Raw genomic sequence first — 18,631 nt, forward strand, 5'->3', positions numbered from 1 at the left:
TATCCATCACGGCATCGACCGCGGCGAAAATGTTGGCCAGCACCGGAACCGTCTGCGCGACCGTCTTCAGTCGTTCGACCGTGATCAAACCCTTGCTGATGCTTTGCAGCCAAACATCGAGCGAATGAATCGCCGAATGGACGTCCTCAGGCGAGATCTTAACGAGCGGCGACACGAACACGTCGGTCGGCTTGGGTTGCAATACGGTCGCGTCGGCCATGGCGATTCTTGCTTTGTTCTTGAGTGCGCAAGATTCTAATGAATGCCGACCGGCAAATCTACCGTGCAATCAGTCAAATAGCGATAACAAGCTATTCAACAAGTAATCAATCCCCCATATCAGTCGTGAATTCCGCGAGACCCGGCAATTAATGCCGACTCCCATCGCATTCGCTTCATGCAAATGTCATCGGCAGAACGTCGCTCGGCAAGCAGATAGAACCGGTAATGCCGGTGCAACTAGTGAATTGAAGGAACAGACGGGGGCTCCATACCCTGCCACTAACCGTAATCGTTATCAGACGGCGCTATCACTCACTATGTGGGCTCGCTGCCACCCAACGCGCCATCACTAACTTATGGCAGATGCCCGACTCTACCCATCGGTTAAACATCGCCATAAGTTCGCTGCCAATCCCAGATACAAACCGCAGCCGAGAGACTAATCGAGCCGGCAAGCGCCTCCCGCTCACCGGCCTTCAATGCCCCGGGCCGCTGCCGCGGCCTAGCCGCGCCCCATCATTTACGCTTCAGTTGCGAAATATCGCGCACGGCGCCCCGGTCCGCCGAAGTCGCCAGCGCCGCATAAGCTTGCAACGCTTGCGAGACGACGCGCTCGCGGTTGGCCGGCATCCATGCCTTATCGCCGCGCGCCTGCATTGCGGCACGGCGGCGCGCCAATTCCTCATCCGCGACGGCCAGGTGCATCTTGCGCTGAGGAATGTCGATTTCGATTACATCGCCCTCTTCCACGAGACCGATGGTGCCGCCTTCCGCTGCTTCCGGCGAGGCATGCCCGATCACGAGTCCCGACGAGCCCCCCGAGAAACGGCCGTCGGTAAACAACGCACAGGTCTTGCCGAGTCCCTTCGACTTCAAATACGACGTGGGGTACAGCATCTCCTGCATCCCCGGGCCACCCTTCGGGCCTTCGTAGCGAATCACGACGACATCGCCCGCCACCACCTTGTCGCCCAAGATCGCTTCAACGGCTTCGTCCTGGCTTTCGAACACGCGCGCACGCCCCGAGAACACCCATTGCGATTCGTCGACGCCCGCGGTTTTGACGATGCAGCCCTTCTCGGCCAAATTGCCATACAGGACCGCGAGACCGCCGTCCTTCGAATAGGCGCTCTGCTTGCTACGAATGCACCCAGCCTTGCGGTCGGTATCGAGCTGCGTGAACGTCGCTTCTTGGCTGAATGCGACAGTAGTGGGGATTCCGCCCGGCGCCGCGCGATAGAACTTCTGCGCCTCTTCGCCCGCGCCGCCCGCGACGTCCCACTTCGCGATTGCGTTGCCAAGCGTGCCGCTATGCACGTTGCCGCACGAGAGATCGAGCAGATCGGCGCGTGCGAGTTCGCCGAGAATCCCGAGGATGCCGCCTGCCCGGTGCACGTCCTCGATATGGTATTTGTCCGTTGCGGGCGCCACTTTGCACAAGCACGGCACCTTGCGCGAGATACGGTCGATGTCCGACATCGTGAAATCGACGCCCGCTTCCTGCGCCGCAGCCAACAGGTGCAGCACGGTATTAGTGGAGCCGCCCATGGCGACGTCGAGCGCCATCGCGTTTTCGAACGCCTGCTTGCTGGCGATGCTGCGCGGCAGCACCGACGCGTCTTCTTCCTGGTAGTAACGGCGGCACAGGTCGACGATCAGGCGCCCCGCTTGTTCGAACAAGCCTTTGCGCCATGCATGCGTGGCGACGATCGTGCCGTTGCCGGGCAACGAAAGGCCGATCGCTTCGGTCAAGCAATTCATCGAGTTGGCCGTGAACATACCCGAGCACGAGCCGCACGTCGGGCAAGCGCTGCGCTCGACTTCCGCCACCTCCGCATCGCTGATCTTCGGATCGCCCGCCTTGATCATCGCGTCGATGAGGTCGATCTTGGCGATCACTTGCCCGTCCGCCGGCGATTTGACCTTGCCCGCTTCCATCGGGCCGCCCGACACGAACACAACCGGAATGTTCAGACGCATCGCGGCCATCAACATGCCCGGCGTGATCTTGTCGCAATTGGAAATACAGACCATGGCGTCGGCGCAATGCGCGTTGACCATGTATTCGACCGAATCGGCAATCAGTTCGCGCGACGGCAGCGAATAAAGCATGCCGCCATGCCCCATCGCGATGCCGTCATCGACCGCGATCGTATTGAATTCCTTGGCCACGCCGCCTGCCGCTTCGATCTCCCGGGCGACGAGCGCGCCGAGATCGCGCAGATGCACATGCCCCGGAACGAATTGGGTGAACGAATTCACGACGGCGATGATAGGCTTGCCGAAATCGTCGTCTTTCATCCCGGTGGCGCGCCAAAGCGCGCGGGCGCCGGCCATGTTGCGGCCGTGGGTCGATGTGCGTGACCGATAGTTGGGCATGGAGTCCTCAGTTGTTTAAGTCGGGTATTTGCAGTGATTCGAGACGCGGAATGGACGCAGGCAACCAACCCCGGGAGGGGCCGTCGACGCCAGGAAGCGCTAGTTGCGCCCCGGCGCGCGCCTCGGACACGTTCAGGTACGAATACTGCGAGATGCGGCGTAAGTCGTCCAATATATTTTTACTGCCAAACTAAGTCGATACGCATATCAGGGAATTGGACGAACGCCAGGAAGCGAGTAAAGTGTCGACCAATGGCCTTGGCGAACAAACAGGGGCCGAACACATGACTTGGATTAGCGTCGAATTCGGCTTCTTTTCGTCCAATCGAAAAACGGCTGGCGGGCGCAGACTACAAAGCATCGACGCGCTGGCAGGCACCACGCCGCAGCAGTCGCGATCCTCGACATTCAGGAGACCTAGCATGAGCACGTTGGCGGTAATTCTCAGCGTTTGGGCCATGGTTGCGACATGTGCGGCCCTGTTCATCCGCGGCGCGAGCCCGCGCCTGGAACGCGCAACGGTCTCCGCCGAGCGGCGCTCGGTGCAAGTTTCCGTGGCCGAGTAACGGCCTTCATCTGACGATTGCCGGTTGTCGAAGGCCCATCGTGTCGCCGAAAAGGCGGCACGGGGTCTGATTCCCTTCCGTAGTGCGCCCGCGCCGAGCGCATTCACATCCGCACGCGCACCCGCTGCGCCGCGAACCCCCACCCCCGCCTGATAGAATCCCCGATCGCGTCAGCCACGATCAAGGATCCTCCATGTCGACCTCATCGCATGCGCTTCCGCGCTGGACGCTCTGGGCGCCGCTCGCCGCTTGGATAGTGCTCGTGCTCTCGCGCATCGTGCATGCCGAGGGCATCGCGATCGCGCTGATCGGCGTCGCGCTCGTCGGCTCCGTCTTCGCAGCGGTTCATCATGCCGAGGTCGTTGCCCACCGCGTGGGCGAGCCGTTCGGCACGCTCGTGCTCGCGATCGCCGTGACCGTCATCGAAGTCGCATTGATCGTATCGGTGATGTTGACAGGCGGCCCGGAAAAAGCGGGCCTGGCCCGCGACACCGTATTTGCCGCGGTCATGATCGTCTGCAACGGTATCGTGGGCTTGTGTCTGCTCGTCGGCGGCTGGCGGCACGGCGAGCAGGATTTCAAAGGGCTCAGCGCAAGCAAAGCGCTCGCGGTGCTCGCGTCGCTGTCGGTCCTCTCGCTGGTCATGCCCAATTACCTGAGCGCCATGCCCGGGCCGCAGTTGTCCACCTCGCAACTCGCCTTCGCCGGGGTGTCCTCGCTCGTCCTATACGGCGTCTTCGTCTTCGTGCAGACGGTGCGCCATCGCGAATACTTCCTGTCGGGCGCCGTCGATGACAGCGAACACGCCACGCAGCCGACGAACCGCGTCGCGCTCGTCAGCCTTCTGCTGCTATTCGCCAGCCTCGTTGCGGTCGTCCTGCTCGCCAAATTGCTCTCGCCCGCGGTCGAACGCGGCGTGCTGAATCTCGGCGCGCCCGCGGCCACGGTGGGCATCGTGATCGCGGCGCTCGTGCTCTTGCCCGAAGGGCTCGCCGCAGTCGCCGCCGCGCGCGCCAACCGCCTGCAAACGAGCATGAACCTCGCGCTCGGTTCTGCGCTCGCGAGCATTGGACTGACCATTCCCACGGTCGCTGCCGTTTTCATCTGGACAGGGCGCCCTCTGCTGCTTGGGATCGGCGGCATGGAAACCGTGCTGCTGGCGCTGACGCTATTCGTCAGCGCATTGACGCTGAGCACCGGGCGCACGACCGTGTTGCAAGGGGCCGTGCATCTTTCCCTGTTCGCGGCGTATTTGTTCCTATCGGTCACGCACTAACCGTGCAACGAGCGCACGACCTGTTGTCGAACGTCACTCCAGTTTTGCTAAAAGTTGCCGTAGTACATGGGAAACGTAGGCGATAAGCTGTGCGGGCTGTCCCTCGCGAACGATTTATCGGTCCCATGCAAGCAACGCTTATCCAAATTCCGGCCAACAAAACACAGAGGCTGACCGCCGCGATCGCCGTCGCCCTGATGCTGTGCCTCGCACTTTACGTCTGGCCGCGCTCGACGGCCCAAGGCGCCGTCGTGCAACCGTTCATGCCGATCTTCGCCACCTCGGTCACCATCGCCGAAGGGCTAACCGGCTTCCTGCTCTGGACGCAGTATCGCGCGTCCGGCCGCATCGTCTTTGCCGCGCTTGCGTGCGCCTACGCCTTTACCACCGTCAGCGCGGCGTTTCACTTGGCCGTCTATCCCGGCGTGTTCGCCGCCAGCGGATTGTTCGGAGCGGGCCGGCAAACCGCCATCTGGATATGGCTGCTGTGGCGCACAGGCTATGCGGTGTTGGCGGCGCTCGCGCTCACGACACGCAAGTGGCCGCCAGTTCAACGCATCGAGCGGCGCCGCATCGGCGGCGCCTCGATGGTCGCCGCGTCCATCGGCCTGGCGCTGGCGCTCAGTCTCGCCGCGACCGCCGCACGCGATCAGTTGCCCAACCTCGTGGCCAGCACCCCGACGTACCGCCATTTGTCCGCGAACCCGATCCTGCTCTCGGTTTGGGCGATCTGCTTGGCTTCCCTGCTCATGCACGTATCGGTGACGCGATTGCGCACGCTGATGGACCTCTGGCTCGCCGTGGCATTGCTGGCCGGTTTTATCGACGTGACGCTCACGCTTGGCGCCGGCGCACGCTACAGCCTCGGCTGGTATGCCGCCCGAATCGCGTCGATGGTATCGGCCAATGCCGTGCTCGGCATGTTGATGTCGGAGACGAGCCGCACCTATCAAAGGCTGGCCGATGCGCACCGCGCCCTCAAGGAACTGTCCGTGCGCGACGGACTCACGGGCGTGTTCAATCGCGCCTATTTCGACGAACGCTATCCCCGCGAACTGGCGCTCGCCACCAGCACCGGCAATCCGCTCTCGCTCTTGCTGGTCGACGTCGACCATTTCAAAAACTATAACGATGCATTCGGCCATCTGGCCGGAGACGAGTGCCTCCGACGCATCGCCCAAGCACTGAATGCATCGCTGTCGCGGCAGACGGATTTCGTCGCGCGATACGGCGGCGAAGAGTTCGTCGTCGTGCTCCCGGCGTGCGACCCCGAGGCGAGTTGGGCCATTGCGGAGCGCTTGAGACAGACGATCGCCGAGATGGAGTTGCCGATGAAGCGGGCGAACGCGTGCCACGTCACCGTATCGATCGGGCATGCCTCGAGCCGATTTCATCCGGGCGCTCAACCGGCGGCCTTGCTGGCGAGCGCGGACGCGGCGCTGTACGACGCCAAGGCGCGCGGGCGCAATCGCGTGGAGGACAACCGCGAAGAAGAGCTGAAAGACAGCTTCGATCGCCGGCAAGTGGCGGTTCGGTAGCTGCTGCCCGCCCTGTTCCGTACCGATCATTATCTGAAAATCTGTACCGGTACTGTTACGGCCATTGTCCATACACTCCTCGAATACCGCCGATCCGAGGATCGAAGCCATGCTCACCGCCTTGCCTTACGCCGCGCTTTCGGCCGCCATGACGTTCGCGTTGGTGATGTCGATCACCCCCGGCCCCAACAACACCATGCTGCTCGCGTCGGGCGTCAATTTCGGATTTCGCCGCACCTTGCCGCATATGCTCGGCATCACCTGCGGCTGCACCATCATGATGGTCGCCATTGCGCTCGGGCTGGGCCAGGTCTTCGCGCGCGCGCCCGCACTTTACTCCGCGATGGAGGTCCTGAGCGTCGTGTACCTGATTTACCTCGCCTGGAAAATCGCCGCGTCGCGTTCGCTGTCGGTGGATGCCGCCAATAAGCGGCCGATGACCTTCCTCCAAGCCGTGGCATTCCAATGGGTCAATCCGAAGGCGTGGATGATGGTGGTCACGGGCGTCACGGCGTTTCGGGTCAACGACAATCTGCTCGTCAACGCGCTGACGCTGGCCGTTGCTTTTGCCATCGTCAATCTGCCGAGCATTTCGATCTGGGCGGCGTTCGGCCTCGGCGTGCGGCGATTCTTGGCGGGCTCCGCCGCGCTACGCGCGTTCAACTGGACGATGGCCGCCCTACTGATCGCATCGATCGCACCCACCTTTCGGCATGGCTTGTCGTAAGCGAATAGCGCATGCGCGGCAACGCGTGTACACGCCATCATGCGCAGGCGTCCACCGCATGGAAAAGCTCTTCTTCCTGAGCGCAATGCAAGCGCACGACCGCCTCTAAACCGTAGAGCAAGCGCTGCGCATCGCGCAGTTGTTCGAGCGTCGGCCCAGCGGCTGCGATGCTGCCGGCCATCTGCTTCAGACGGCGCGCCATACCGTAGATCTCTCGGTGCGCGCCGCTCATCGCGGCGAGCGGATCGTCGCCGCCCAGCAACGGGGCGAGGCGCGGATAGACCTTCTCGTCGTCCGCGCGCTCATGCGGAATCAGGCGTCGATCGAGGGCTTCGTTGAGTGCCGACAATGCATGGGCAACGCCTGCGCCATCGAGCTCCGGCAATTCGTCGGCGAGCGCTCTGATCTGCTCGAGCACCGGCGCGAGCGCGGCATGTTCGGCCTTCAGGCGCTGCACGTCGATGTGCGCAAGCGCGCGCGCCGGCGCGGCTGGGCGAACCCGCGCCGCTCGCAAAGCATTGACGATCACGAGTACGTCGATCGCTTCTTGAAGCATCGCACCGGCGACAGGCGGCAGCCACCCCAGCGCCGCAGCGATCATCGCGCCCGTCGACAATCCCATGCCCATGACGACGCATTGGAGCGCGATCCGGCGCGCGCGCCGAGCGATGCGAACGGCATCGACGAGGCGGTCCAGACGATCGACGAGCAGCACGGCGTCAGCTGCTTCCGAAGACGCCGCCGCCCCGCGCGCGCCCATGGCCACGCCCACATCGGCCGCGGCAAGCGCCGGCGCGTCATTGACGCCGTCGCCGACCATGATCACGACGCCTTCGCGCCGCGCGGCTTCGACCGCATGCAGTTTATCCGCGGGGGTTTGCTCGGCGCGCACTTCTGTGACGCCGAGCATCGCGCCGACGCTTTGCGCGACGTCCTCTCTGTCGCCCGTCAGCATCACGAGCCGGTCGATGCCTTCACGCCTGAGCAGGCGCAATGCCCTTGGCGTATCGATTCGCAATTGATCGGCCAGCCGAACCGCGCCGATCATCTCGCCGTCCACGGCGACGAATACGGCGGCCCCGCCTTCGTAGCCGATGTCTCGCAGCAGGTCTTCACTCCAGGGCACGCTTGCGGCGAGCGACGAGACGTAGGCGAAACTGCCTATCGCGACGTTCGCGCCGTCGACTTGCCCGCGTAATCCCGCACCCGCGGTTTCCTCGACGGCGCAAGGCGCCGATAGGGCGATGTTGCGCTCGCGCGCCGCAATCGTCAGTGCTTCGGAAATCACGTGGCCGGACGCTTGCGCCAGCGACGCGGCGAAGCGCAGCACGGCATCGGGCTGGATGTGCGTTGCACAGTGTATCGAGGCGAGCCGCGCCCGTCCGCCCGTGAGCGTCCCGGTTTTGTCGAAGAAGAGGATGCTCGCTTGCGCGAGCCGCTCCAACGCGCCGCCCCCCTTGACCAGAATGCCGCGTTTGGCGCAATTCGATATGCCGGAAACGATCGCCACCGGCACACCGAGAATCAGCGGGCACGGCGTGGCGACGACGAGCACCGCGAGCGCGCGTGCAAGCTCACTCGTTGCCCACCAACTGCCGCCGGCCAGCATCAACGAGAGCAAGACGAAGAATGCCCCGTAGCGATCGGCGAGCCGCGCCGACGGACTACGCTCGCGCTGCGCCGCTTCAACCATGCGCACGATGCCGGCGTAGGTGCTGTCTTCTGCACGCGCGCCGGCCACCATTTCGAACGGACTACCGGCATTGACGACGCCGCTACGCACCGACTGCCCCGCCAGCCGCCCCACGATCGCCGATTCGCCGGTCAACATCGACTCGTCCAATTGCGCGGCGCCCGTGAGTGCGCCGTCCACCGGGGCGCACTCGCCGCTTCGTACGAGCAAGCGGTCGCCGGGGCGAACGGCATCCAGTGCGACCGCTTGCCATTGCCCCCCCTCCAAGCGCATGGCAACCCGCGGTGCGCGACTCAGCAACGCGGTCATTTCGCGCCTCGCGCGGCGCTGAGCGTATTGCTCGAGCGCTCGCCCGCTCGCAACCATCAATGCGATCACTGCTGCGGCGAGCGTCTCGCCCAGCGCAAGCGCCAGGCCGATGGCCAGCCACGCGAGGATATCCACGCCCGCTTGGCGTTTGAACACGGCCTTTCCGATGGAGATCGTCAGCGCGAGCAAGACCGGCAGCGCTCCGGCAAGCCAAATAGCGTGTCCGAGCGCTCCCATGCCGAACGCGACGCACACGCCCCCGGTCAAGAGCGTGAGCGCCGAGCCGAGTAAAAGCATGAAATCGACGGAAAGAGGAAGGCGCGGCATGGCAACCGAAAAGAAGAAACAAGAACCAAGAAACGTTGCGTGCCGTCGATGCTACGCCGCGAGTCCCCACGTGCATTGACCTGCCGCAAACGCATGACCTTGACGTTCGTCAAAGGGCAAATGCCGCGCGCCCAACACAATCCTCGATATCGGGACCGAATCCCGCCCGCAAGGAGCAAAACATGAACGCCCCCGCCTCTACCCATCAAGGCCCGCGCCTACCCACGAAGATTCTCATTGCGGTCGATCCTTCCGCTGCCTCGCAACGCGCCGTCGCCTATGCGCGCAACATGGTCGCGCCAGGCGCTCAGGTGCGGCTGGTCAGCATCGCCGAAGACCCGCGCACGCTCGTGCCGCTAGGCACGCTCGCCAGCGCCTCGCTCGACGCGGCGCGCGATGAGCTACTGCGCGACGCCGAGCGCGCGCTTGCCCAAGCCAAGGACGCGTTCGCCGGACGAGATGTCCAGGTCGACACCGAGGAAGTCGACCTTGCAAAGCACGGCGGCAACGTGGTCCACGCGCTGCTCGAGGCCGCGCAAGCATCGGGAGCGGAACTCATCGTGGTGGGCGCCCGGCAACACCACGGCGTTCTGCGCTGGATCGAAGGGGGCGTCTCGGCGCCGCTGGCGCGACTCGCCGACTCCCCGATCCTGATCGTGCCGGCCGCCTATGCCGGCGAGGTCGATCGCGCACCGCAACGCATCGTCTTCGCCGTGGACGGCAGCCCGCATGCCACCCAGGCATTGCATTACGGCGCCCGCTTCGCCGCGCCCGATGCCTCGCTTCTCGCCTTGTATGTCATCGATCGCGCGGTGCGTCTGAGCGATCTCGTGCCCATCGATGTACTCGAGGACGCTTTCATCGAACAAGGAACGAAAGCGCTTTCCGACGCGAAGTCGACGCTGGCCGAAGCCTCCGTCAACACGGGTACGCGCCTCGCCAAAACCGCCCACACGCAGGACGATGTGGCCCAGACGATCGTGCGCGAAGCCGACGCCTGGAACGCGGAACTCATCGTCATGGGCACGCATGGGAGACGCGGCATCGCACGGTGGCTGCTCGGCAGCGTTGCCGAGCGGGTCGCTCGCCTTGCCAGCGTGCCGCTGCTGCTCGTTCACGGCAGCCAAACCTAAGGCGCGGCGTTGGCGGCCCAGTCCTGACCCAGCCGGTTCTCACGCGTCTTCGAAGCTGCGCCGCTGGGTACGAAACTTGCATTGCTCTCGCGCCGAAACCAAACCGCCGAGAGTGATATGCCGAGCATTACGTCGATTGCCGAAGGGCTTCCTTTTCCCTTGGGGGCAAGCTGGGACGGCGCGGGGGTGAACTTCGCGCTGTTCTCTGCGAATGCGACCAAAGTCGAGTTGTGCCTGTTCGACGAAGCGGGCCAGCGTGAGCTCGAACGCATCGAATTACCCGAATATACCGACGAAGTCTGGCACGTCTACGTGCCGGGTCTCGCCCCGGGCGCCGTTTACGGCTACCGCGTGCATGGCCCGTACGAGCCCGAAGCCGGCCATCGCTTCAATCCGAACAAACTACTGCTCGATCCCTATGCGAAAGCGCACGTCGGCGCTTTGAAGTGGGACCATGCCGTATTCGGCTACACGATCGGCGCGGACGGTGACGATCTGACATTCGACGAGCGCGACAGCGCCCCGTTCGTGCCCAAGTGCGTCGTGGTCGATCAAACCTTCTCTTGGACGCACCCGATGCGCGTGCGCGTGCCGTGGGACCGCGCCATCATCTACGAACTGCATGTGCGCGGCTACACGAAGCGCCACCCGGGCATCGCACAACGGCTGCGCGGCACCTTCGAAGGCCTGGCGCAGAAGGAAGTGGTGGACTACATCAAGCGCTTAGGCGTTACCACGGTCGAATTGATGCCGATTCATTCGTTCGTCAACGACAGCTATCTGCTCGACAAAGGACTCACGAACTACTGGGGATACAACACGATCGGTTTCTTCGCCGCCGATCCCCGTTTCTTCGCGCGCAACGCGGATACGATTCGCGAGTTCAAAGAGATGATCGACCGCTATCACGACGCAGGGCTCGAAGTCATTCTCGATGTGGTGTACAACCATACCGCCGAAGGCAACGAGCGCGGCCCGACGCTGTCGTTTCGCGGCATCGACAACGCGTCGTATTACCGGCTGCTGCCAGACCAGCCGCGCTATTACATCAACGATACGGGCACGGGCAACACCCTGAATCTGTCCCACCCCCGCGTGCTGCAAATGGTCACCGACAGCTTGCGCTACTGGGTGGGGGAAATGAACGTCGACGGCTTTCGCTTCGATCTCGCGACGATTCTCGCGCGCGAACCATACGGTTTCGACGAAGGCGGGAGCTTCCTGCATAGCTGCCGGCAAGATCCCGTCCTGTCGAGCGTCAAGCTCATCGGCGAACCATGGGACTGCGGCCCAGGCGGATATCAGGTCGGCGGTTTCCCGCCGGGGTGGGCCGAATGGAACGATCGATTCCGCGACACCGTGCGCGCCTTCTGGAAGAGCGACGAGGGGGTCGCGGCGGAGCTGGCGAGCCGGATCACCGGCTCGGGCGACAAGTTCAACCGCCGCGGGCGACGCCCGTGGGCCAGCGTGAACTTCGTGACGGCGCACGACGGCTTTACGCTGAACGATTTGGTTTCGTATAACGAGAAGCACAATGAAGCGAACGGCGAAGACAACAACGACGGCCATGCCGACAACAAGTCGTGGAACTGCGGCGCCGAGGGGCCGACCGACGATCTGCAAATCAAAGCTTTGCGCGAACGGCAGAAACGTAACCTGCTGGCCACGCTGCTCTTTTCCCAAGGCACGCCGATGATCGTCGCCGGCGACGAGTTCGGCCGCACGCAACGCGGCAACAACAATGCCTATTGTCAGGACAACGAAATAAGTTGGGTCGACTGGGCCGGGATCGACGACGATGGGCACGCGTTGACCGACTTCGTCATCAAGCTGACGATGCTGCGTCATACGCTGCCGGTCCTGCGCCGCAATCGCTTTTTGACCGGCCAATTCGACGAGCGTCAGCAGCTATGCGAAGTGCGCTGGTTGAGTCCGGCCGGCACCGACCTCGCGCAGGAGCAATGGAACGATCCGTCGATGCGATGCTTCGGCGTCTTGCTCGACGGCCGCGCGCAGACGAGCGGCATCCACAAGCCGGCTTCCGACGCCACCTTGCTCATCGTGATGAACGCCCATCATGACGTCGTCGACTTCAAGCTGCCCGACATCGCAGGCAGCGATCAATGGAGTTGCCTCATCGATACGAACGTACCCGTGCGCGACGAATTGCCCGATTTCGAATCGGGCGACGTGTACCAAGTGACCGGGCGTTCGCTGCTTCTTTTTGCACTGCACGCCAAAGGCCGAACACAGCGCATTTTCGCCAGCCTTGGCAAGAAATTGACCGAAGACGCAGACCCGAAGTAGGGCCGGGCCGAGCGGCGCGGGGCCAATAACGCCCTCGCGCCGCTCGCATCTCGGTACGCCTATCTCCGCCGTATCAGTGATACAGCAGCGCAATCAAGATGATGATCGGAATCGGTACACCGAGCAGGTAAAGCAGGATCGAGCGCATACGTCCTCCTGGTTCGTTTGTGGGATTGGATTGGATTGGATTGGATTGGATCGAATCGAATGTATCCGCACCGTCGCGGCGTCGTTTCGAGCTCGGTCAGATATCGCGCAAGCGTCCGCCGAGCACCGCCATGAAGCACGCCGCGAACGCGCCCATCAGCAGCGACACGAATAGCCACAACGACGCGGAGATGGCCGAGCGGCGCGCGATATCCGCGGCGGCTTTCGCCGCGCTGTCCATCGCCGCGACTTTGCGTTGAAGCTGCGTATACGTTGCATCGACGCGAGCCTGCGCCGCATCGGGAGCCAGCCCGGTGTATCGCGACACGATGCTCGCGACGTATGCGGTGTCGGCTGGCGAAAGTGAATCGCCCGTTGCCAGCGCATTGAGGAAAATGCGCGTCACCTCCGGCTTGGGCGGCGTACCGGACGTCGCGGGCTCGGCCATTGCAGGCGCCGGCTCCGCGTTTGCGGCAGCCGCGATCGCGGGCGTGGCAACGGCGCTCACCACCGCGCCCGCCGCCGTATTCGCTGCGCCATTGACGGCGGGCGCAGCAGACGAAGGCGCCGACGCATTGGCGGCGGAGCTTGCTGCGGTATCCGCGGCCGGAGCCGAACCCGCCACGGCCGCAACAGGAGCCGGCGCGACCACGGGTGTGGCGGCGGAGGCGGACGAGGACGGGGACGGTTGCCGGAACAGGGAGTCGACGAAGTAGCCGATGGGCCAGCGATTCGCAGCGGCCGCTGCGTCGCCGCGATCAACGAGCACCGCCGCCGATGCCGATCGCGCCGCGGCTTGAGCCCCGGCGCGGCCCGCGACCGGCAACAGGGCCGCGAACAGCGCGGCCGTGGCGAGCGTAGCCACGGCCCAGGTCAGAAAGCCTTGCGCCGTGTCGCGGAAGTAGACCTCGTCCGCTGCCACGACCAGCCATCGATGCCGGAGCCTGCCAGCCAGGTAACCGCCCAACCCCGAGGTGAGGACCTGCGTGACGCACACCCAGACGATCGCAGCGACTCCGAACCTCGACGCGGTTGTGCTCGCCGAATGCCAAGGCGAGATCGCGGCAAGCCCAAGGCCCGTGCCCAGCGTCAGCAAGATCAGGCCGAACGCTGCCGCCGCGACGGCGCCCGCAAATACGGCGCTCCATGACACGACGCCGGCATGAGGCCACCATGCGGCGCGATTTTCGGCCAATGCATCGGATCTTAAGGGGGCGTTGAGTTCAGCCATGACTTGTCTCCGAGGGCTATGCGGGTTGCAGGCTCGTATGCCGTTCGCGCTGACGGCATGCAATGAGCGCAAGAGACCGTCAGCATGCTTTGTGCCCGTGCCGGCGAAATCCCGTTCGGCGACCGCCCCACCGCTGCTTTACGCTTCGTCCTCCGCCTCGCGCGAATCGCTCGACGCCGCGCCGCTATCCGCACCGGGGGACGTCCTCTTCCGCGTCCTGAAATGCGCCATTTGCTCGGCCAGGTCCTGAGGCCTCGCATGGCGTTCGGGCTGCACGTTCCAATCGAACACCGTGCGCGCCACTTGCGCATGACCATGAACGCAGTTGCTTCCCTGCGCGCCACTCGTTTCATAATCGGGAAAGATCGGCCGTCGCTGCATCGCTTTCATCCGCGCGATCTGCTCGTCCGTCATTTCGCCATGATCGATCACGCGAGATACCCTGCCGGGATCGATGATCTTGTCGTCGCCCGCATCGATCGCCGCGCCCTTGAGCGCATTGACGCGAAACGGCTTGCCGTCCGGAAGCGTGCCGCTCACTTCGAGCCGCTCGGGACGAGGCGCGAGCGCATCGGTGCGGCGGGCATGACCGATCGCACGCGCCAATTGCGGGTCGCGCCTGCGCTCGGATTCCGATGTCTGATATTGCACATGTCCTGGGTCCACGACCTTGCCGTCATCGGCGATCTTCGTGTCGGCTACGACGGTATGGACACGCCTGCCGCGCAACGGCTCGAGCATGGGCGAACTTCGGTTCGGACGTGATGACCCGGTCTGCTCCTGTAGCTCCGCGGATTTCGGGCTCTTGCCCTTGCCTTCGGTTGCGCCCACCAAAGCCTGCGCGGCGCGTCTCACCCCTCGGCCATGCATTCGTATCCTCGCTCGTCGAAAACGTTATGCGCGAATATCGGTTCGGATTGCGGTTTGCCGGCGCAATAATGACGAAAAACCGATTCCATTAACGAATCGGCTTAATCCGGCGCAATCAACCCACAACGATTCTCCAATGGCGCTTTATACCTGTCATGACCGTGACACGTAGATTTCGCTAAATACGCAGCACTCCGTTTATTCACGCTCCATCACGTTTTTGAATAACGGTCACAAAATATTTTTATGGATCACGCACTTCATTTTCTCTCGCCTTCCAATGCACGCGCCGCTGCCGACGCAGGGGCGCACGCGCGATTTTTGACGCTCCGCGATTTGCCCGCCCTGATCGAGCTCGAACACGAGAAATGGGATGACGTTCAAGCCGCTTCGCAAGAGGCGTTGCGAGCCCGAATCGATGCGTACCCCGACCTCGCGGTCGGGGCGTTTTGCGCACGCTCCGACCGACTGCTCGCCTCGCTATTCATGCGCCCCGTGCCCGACGACTTTCATCGCCGTGTGCATACATGGCGCGACTGCGCGTCGCTCCCCGAGCCGCGCACGAGTTCCACCTTGTTCGGCGTGAGTCTCACGAGCCGCGATGCGGCGGGGGTAACCGCCTTGCTCAGGTTCTTTTGGCCATATGCGCTCAAGCGCGGCTGCCGCCACATCTATCTCGGCTCCCCGATTCCGGGCCTGCGCGACTGGTTGGCCGCCCATCCGGGCGCGCGTGCCCAAGACTACGTCAGGGCGCGCCGTGCGGGCCTGCCGCTCGATCCGCAATTGCGCTATTACAGCTCGCGCGGGTTCTCGAAGATCGTGTCGGTCAAGCCCAACTACTTTCCTCATGAGCGCTCGCTCGACTACGGCGTACTGCTACGGGGAACGGTGCCACTGTCCTCGCTCGGTCCGCTATGGGCATCGCTGCCGCTGGTTTCGGTTCAGCGGGCGACCCTCCCCTTGTCCCGCTTTCTTTGAGACATCGCGTCATGCATGCTTCCATCCGACGATTTGCCCGCCGCGGACACGTCCATTGGCCTAGCGCGCTTTTTTTATTAGCCGTTCTGACCAATACCAGTCTCATAGCGCTTGCGGCCGATACATGGCTTGCCGCACTGCTTGCCGTGCCGCAAGCGCTGCTGATGGTCGGCTGCCAGGAGACGAAGCATCTGGCGGTACATCGAACGTTTTTCGGCAATCGCGCGCTCAACGACATCGTCGGCGTGGCATGCGCCGCGCTGTTCGGTGTCAATTTTTTTGCGTACCGGTACTTTCATCTCGCACACCACCGCCATACCTGCACGCAGCACGATCCCGAAGGGCGGCTCTACTCGCTGAGCTGGCGCACACGATGGATTTGGTTGCTGGCGCCGATAGAGCTTCCCTGGGTCGCGTGGCATCTGAACCGAATCGGCTGGGCGATGGTGCCCGCCGCCAAGCGCGTGCAGCGCAATGCAACGCTGCTCTGGATGATTGCATTCGTCGCGTTGCTGGCGTTGGGCGCCCACTATGCCCCACGAACCTTGGCCCTCGCCTATTTGCTTCCGCTCGCCCTGTTCGCGTGGATCGACTTCGTGCTCACACAGTCGGAACATTACGGCGTAGCCGTCGTGCCCGGATCGCACCGGCGCGCCCCGGGTTCGCTGACGCACGACGTCGTGCTGCCCTCCGGGCTCGGATGGTTGACGCTGCACCGCACGTTGCACCGCGTCCATCACCGCGATCCCGCGTTGCCGTGGTTCCAAGCGCCGGGCCGGCTCATGGCCGACGCGACAGCGCCGACGCCCTACACCTATGGTGCTTTCGTGCGCCGCTGGCTCCGTGAAGGGCCGAGGTCGTGGCAAATGGACGATAGCGCGCGCGCCGAACCGCCGGCGCGGCCGGGGGCCGGGCGATGAGCGCCTCGTTCGACACGACCAGGCCGCGTGCCATTGCGCGGCGCTGGAATCGCACCTACGTGCGCAGCCGTTTCTTCGACGCGCTGTCGTTGCTGCTACCGCCCGGCGAAGCGTTCCTGATCGAGACGCTCGAAACGTGGCGCGCGTGCGCAACGCCTTCCCCCGCGGCCGCGCTCGAACGGGAAATCCATCGCTTCGTGCGCGAAGAGCGCGCACATCGGCAAGCGCATCAACGTTATAACGACGCGATGGCGGAGGACGCCCCCGAGGTTCGCCTCGTCATGCAACGCGCGCAACGCGTCACCGAGGAACTGAACCGGATGGGCTTGCCGATGCGGCTTGCACTCGTTGCCGCATTCGAGCATTTGACGGCCGTGCTCGCCGAGGAGATCGGCTCGAACGACAACCTGTTGATAGACGACGCATCGCGCGCAAGCCGGCTATGGCGTTGGCATGCACGTGAGGAACTCGGCCACCGTCACGTCGCGATAGACGTTTGCGCTCACGCCGGTGTGCCTCCCGGCGCGCTACGGTTCGCGCTCGTGCTTGCGACCGCCTATCTCGCACTCGATTTGGCGAGATACACCGTTGCCCTATGTCGCTGCGATATTCGCTCCGGGGTTGGCCGTCGCGCGATGTTGCTCGATGCCGTGCGCTTTGCTGCGGCCGCGGTTCCCTCGTTCGCGCGAATGGCATTCGGATGGTGCCGCTGCGTGTTCGCGCCGTTGGGCCGGGCGCTTTGAAGACGCATTCGGGGAACATGGAAGCCGTGATTTTTCTCGCAGACTTCGCTCTTTTCGATCGACTTGCACACCCATGAGCCGTTATCACTTCTCTTTAGCCGCTCCCGCCGACGACGCCCAACTTCGCGGCCGGATGGCGCATGATTGGATCGAAGGCGCCGCCGCGATCAGTTTGCGGCGCGAACCTTCCTTCTTCGCGTCATCGCGTTTGCTCGGCATGCCCGTTCAAATCATCGTCGGCCGTGAGAGCGCGACGGGTCGTATCGTCGCCACCGGCAGCCGCTGCGTGACCGCCTCGTACATCGACGGTCAACCGCGGCGCACCGCCTATCTGTCCGACCTGCGCATCGATCGCGATCACCGCAGCGGCGTGCTGCTCTCCCGCGTGTTTCGATATCTGCGCACGCTGCACGATGCCGAACCGCTGCCGGCCTACACGCTGATCTACGGCGACAACGAAGCGGCGCTCGGCAATCTCGTCGGCGGGCGAGCGGGGCTGCCGTTTTACGTGCAGCGCGCGCGGTTGCTCGCACGGGCGATACGTCTCACACGCCGGCGCGCCGAGCCCGGCGTGCCCGGCATCGAGCTGCGGCGCGCGCGGGCGGACGAGTTGCCCGCACTCGTGCAGTTCATCAATGAGCGGCGCAGCCGCTTGAGGTGGGCGCCGATCCTCGATACGGCCGATTTCGAGCCCGGCGGCCGATGCGACACATTACGCGCACAAGATTTTTTCGTGGCGCTGCGCGATGAGCGCATCTGCGCGACGATCGCCGCATGGGATCAAGCACCGCTGCGGCAAGCCCACGTCGAGCGGTACCCGCGCGCGACGCAATTGCTTAGGACGCCTTACAATCTGGTAGCGTCCCTGTGCCGTCTTCCCCGGCTACCGGCCATCGGCGCTCGGCTTCCCTACCTCTATCTCGCGTTCATCGCCGTGGAAAACGACGACGCAGCGCTATGCGCCGCCTTGCTGCGCCATGTCTATAACGCGTTGTGTCACGGACCGTGGCTGTATGCGCTGGCGGCGATGCACGACGACGATCCCCTGCTGCCGGTTTTGACCGAGTATGCGGGCACGACGTCCGTCGTGAAAATGTTCGAAGTCGATTTCGCGCCGGCGATCGACCCCGCATCGGGCATCGCCCTGCAACGGGCTGGGATCGAATTCGCCTTGTCATGAATCGTTCGATACGCGGGCGCCGATCCGGCCCGGCACATGCATTTCGTCGTAGGCCACGGGGTTTCGCGCTCTCCGCTCGGCCGCC

The 18,631-nt window shown here is 63.9% G+C and carries 14 protein-coding genes and 1 pseudogene; 10 read left to right on the forward strand and 5 right to left on the reverse strand.

From position 1 onward, the window contains the following. Positions 1-220 (reverse strand): annotated as a pseudogene (locus QQS38_RS15220) (Rhs family protein); the annotation flags it as partial. 518 nt (positions 221-738) lie between these two features. Further along, positions 739-2,601 carry a dihydroxy-acid dehydratase gene (gene ilvD / locus QQS38_RS15225; RefSeq protein WP_479646206.1) on the reverse strand — a complete coding sequence of 621 codons (1,863 nt, stop codon included), beginning with the start codon at positions 2,599-2,601 and terminating at the stop codon, positions 739-741. 422 nt (positions 2,602-3,023) lie between these two features. On the opposite strand from ilvD, the gene QQS38_RS15230 reads away from it, so the two are divergent. The 4 genes from QQS38_RS15230 (at position 3,024) to QQS38_RS15245 (ending at position 6,708) form a co-directional block, all read left to right on the forward strand. Further along, complete coding sequence (locus QQS38_RS15230) at positions 3,024-3,167, forward strand: hypothetical protein (protein WP_479646207.1); 144 nt, start codon at positions 3,024-3,026, stop codon at positions 3,165-3,167. Positions 3,168-3,360: 193 nt separating this feature from the next. Next, the gene (locus QQS38_RS15235) at positions 3,361-4,443 is read left to right on the forward strand and encodes a calcium:cation antiporter (protein ID WP_479646208.1); all 1,083 of its coding nucleotides are present in this window, start codon (positions 3,361-3,363) and stop codon (positions 4,441-4,443) included. Positions 4,444-4,568: 125 nt separating this feature from the next. Then, on the forward strand, positions 4,569-5,981 hold the full coding sequence (locus tag QQS38_RS15240) for a sensor domain-containing diguanylate cyclase (protein ID WP_479646209.1): 1,413 nt from the start codon (positions 4,569-4,571) through the stop codon (positions 5,979-5,981). A 109-nt stretch (positions 5,982-6,090) separates the two neighbouring features. Then, positions 6,091-6,708, forward strand: coding sequence for a LysE family translocator (locus tag QQS38_RS15245; RefSeq protein ID WP_479646210.1), 618 nt, complete (start codon positions 6,091-6,093; stop codon positions 6,706-6,708). 37 nt (positions 6,709-6,745) lie between these two features. Here the strand turns inward: QQS38_RS15245 and QQS38_RS15250 are convergent, their stop codons facing one another. Then, positions 6,746-9,037 (reverse strand): heavy metal translocating P-type ATPase, encoded by a 2,292-nt coding sequence (locus QQS38_RS15250; protein WP_479646211.1) that lies wholly within the window; start codon positions 9,035-9,037, stop codon positions 6,746-6,748. Between the two features lie 182 nt (positions 9,038-9,219). On the opposite strand from QQS38_RS15250, the gene QQS38_RS15255 reads away from it, so the two are divergent. Continuing rightward, entirely contained in the window at positions 9,220-10,170 is a 951-nt protein-coding gene (locus tag QQS38_RS15255) for a universal stress protein (protein WP_479646212.1), read from the forward strand. A gap of 117 nt (positions 10,171-10,287) precedes the next feature. Next, the gene (gene glgX / locus QQS38_RS15260) at positions 10,288-12,477 is read left to right on the forward strand and encodes a glycogen debranching protein GlgX (protein WP_479646213.1); all 2,190 of its coding nucleotides are present in this window, start codon (positions 10,288-10,290) and stop codon (positions 12,475-12,477) included. Positions 12,478-12,721: 244 nt separating this feature from the next. On the opposite strand, the gene QQS38_RS15265 is transcribed toward glgX, so the two are convergent. Continuing rightward, on the reverse strand, positions 12,722-13,855 hold the full coding sequence (locus QQS38_RS15265) for a hypothetical protein (protein WP_479646214.1): 1,134 nt from the start codon (positions 13,853-13,855) through the stop codon (positions 12,722-12,724). A 138-nt stretch (positions 13,856-13,993) separates the two neighbouring features. Further along, complete coding sequence (locus QQS38_RS15270) at positions 13,994-14,596, reverse strand: type III effector (RefSeq protein ID WP_479646215.1); 603 nt, start codon at positions 14,594-14,596, stop codon at positions 13,994-13,996. A gap of 375 nt (positions 14,597-14,971) precedes the next feature. Between QQS38_RS15270 and QQS38_RS15275 the strand changes: the two genes are divergently transcribed. From QQS38_RS15275 to QQS38_RS15290, 4 genes are all read left to right on the forward strand, one after another. After that, entirely contained in the window at positions 14,972-15,703 is a 732-nt protein-coding gene (locus tag QQS38_RS15275; RefSeq protein ID WP_479646216.1) for a hypothetical protein, read from the forward strand. An 11-nt stretch (positions 15,704-15,714) separates the two neighbouring features. Further along, positions 15,715-16,623, forward strand: a complete 909-nt coding sequence (locus tag QQS38_RS15280) for a fatty acid desaturase family protein (protein ID WP_479646217.1) — start codon at positions 15,715-15,717, stop codon at positions 16,621-16,623. Next, a complete protein-coding gene (locus QQS38_RS15285; RefSeq protein ID WP_479646218.1) occupies positions 16,620-17,366 on the forward strand; it encodes a metal-dependent hydrolase in 747 nt (248 codons plus the stop codon). The genes QQS38_RS15280 and QQS38_RS15285 overlap by 4 nt, the downstream gene beginning before the upstream one ends. Before the next feature lie 73 nt (positions 17,367-17,439). After that, entirely contained in the window at positions 17,440-18,546 is a 1,107-nt protein-coding gene (locus QQS38_RS15290) for a hypothetical protein (protein WP_479646219.1), read from the forward strand. Positions 18,547-18,631: the final 85 nt, after the last annotated feature.

It is taken from the genome of Trinickia sp. Z7, from assembly GCF_056498045.1.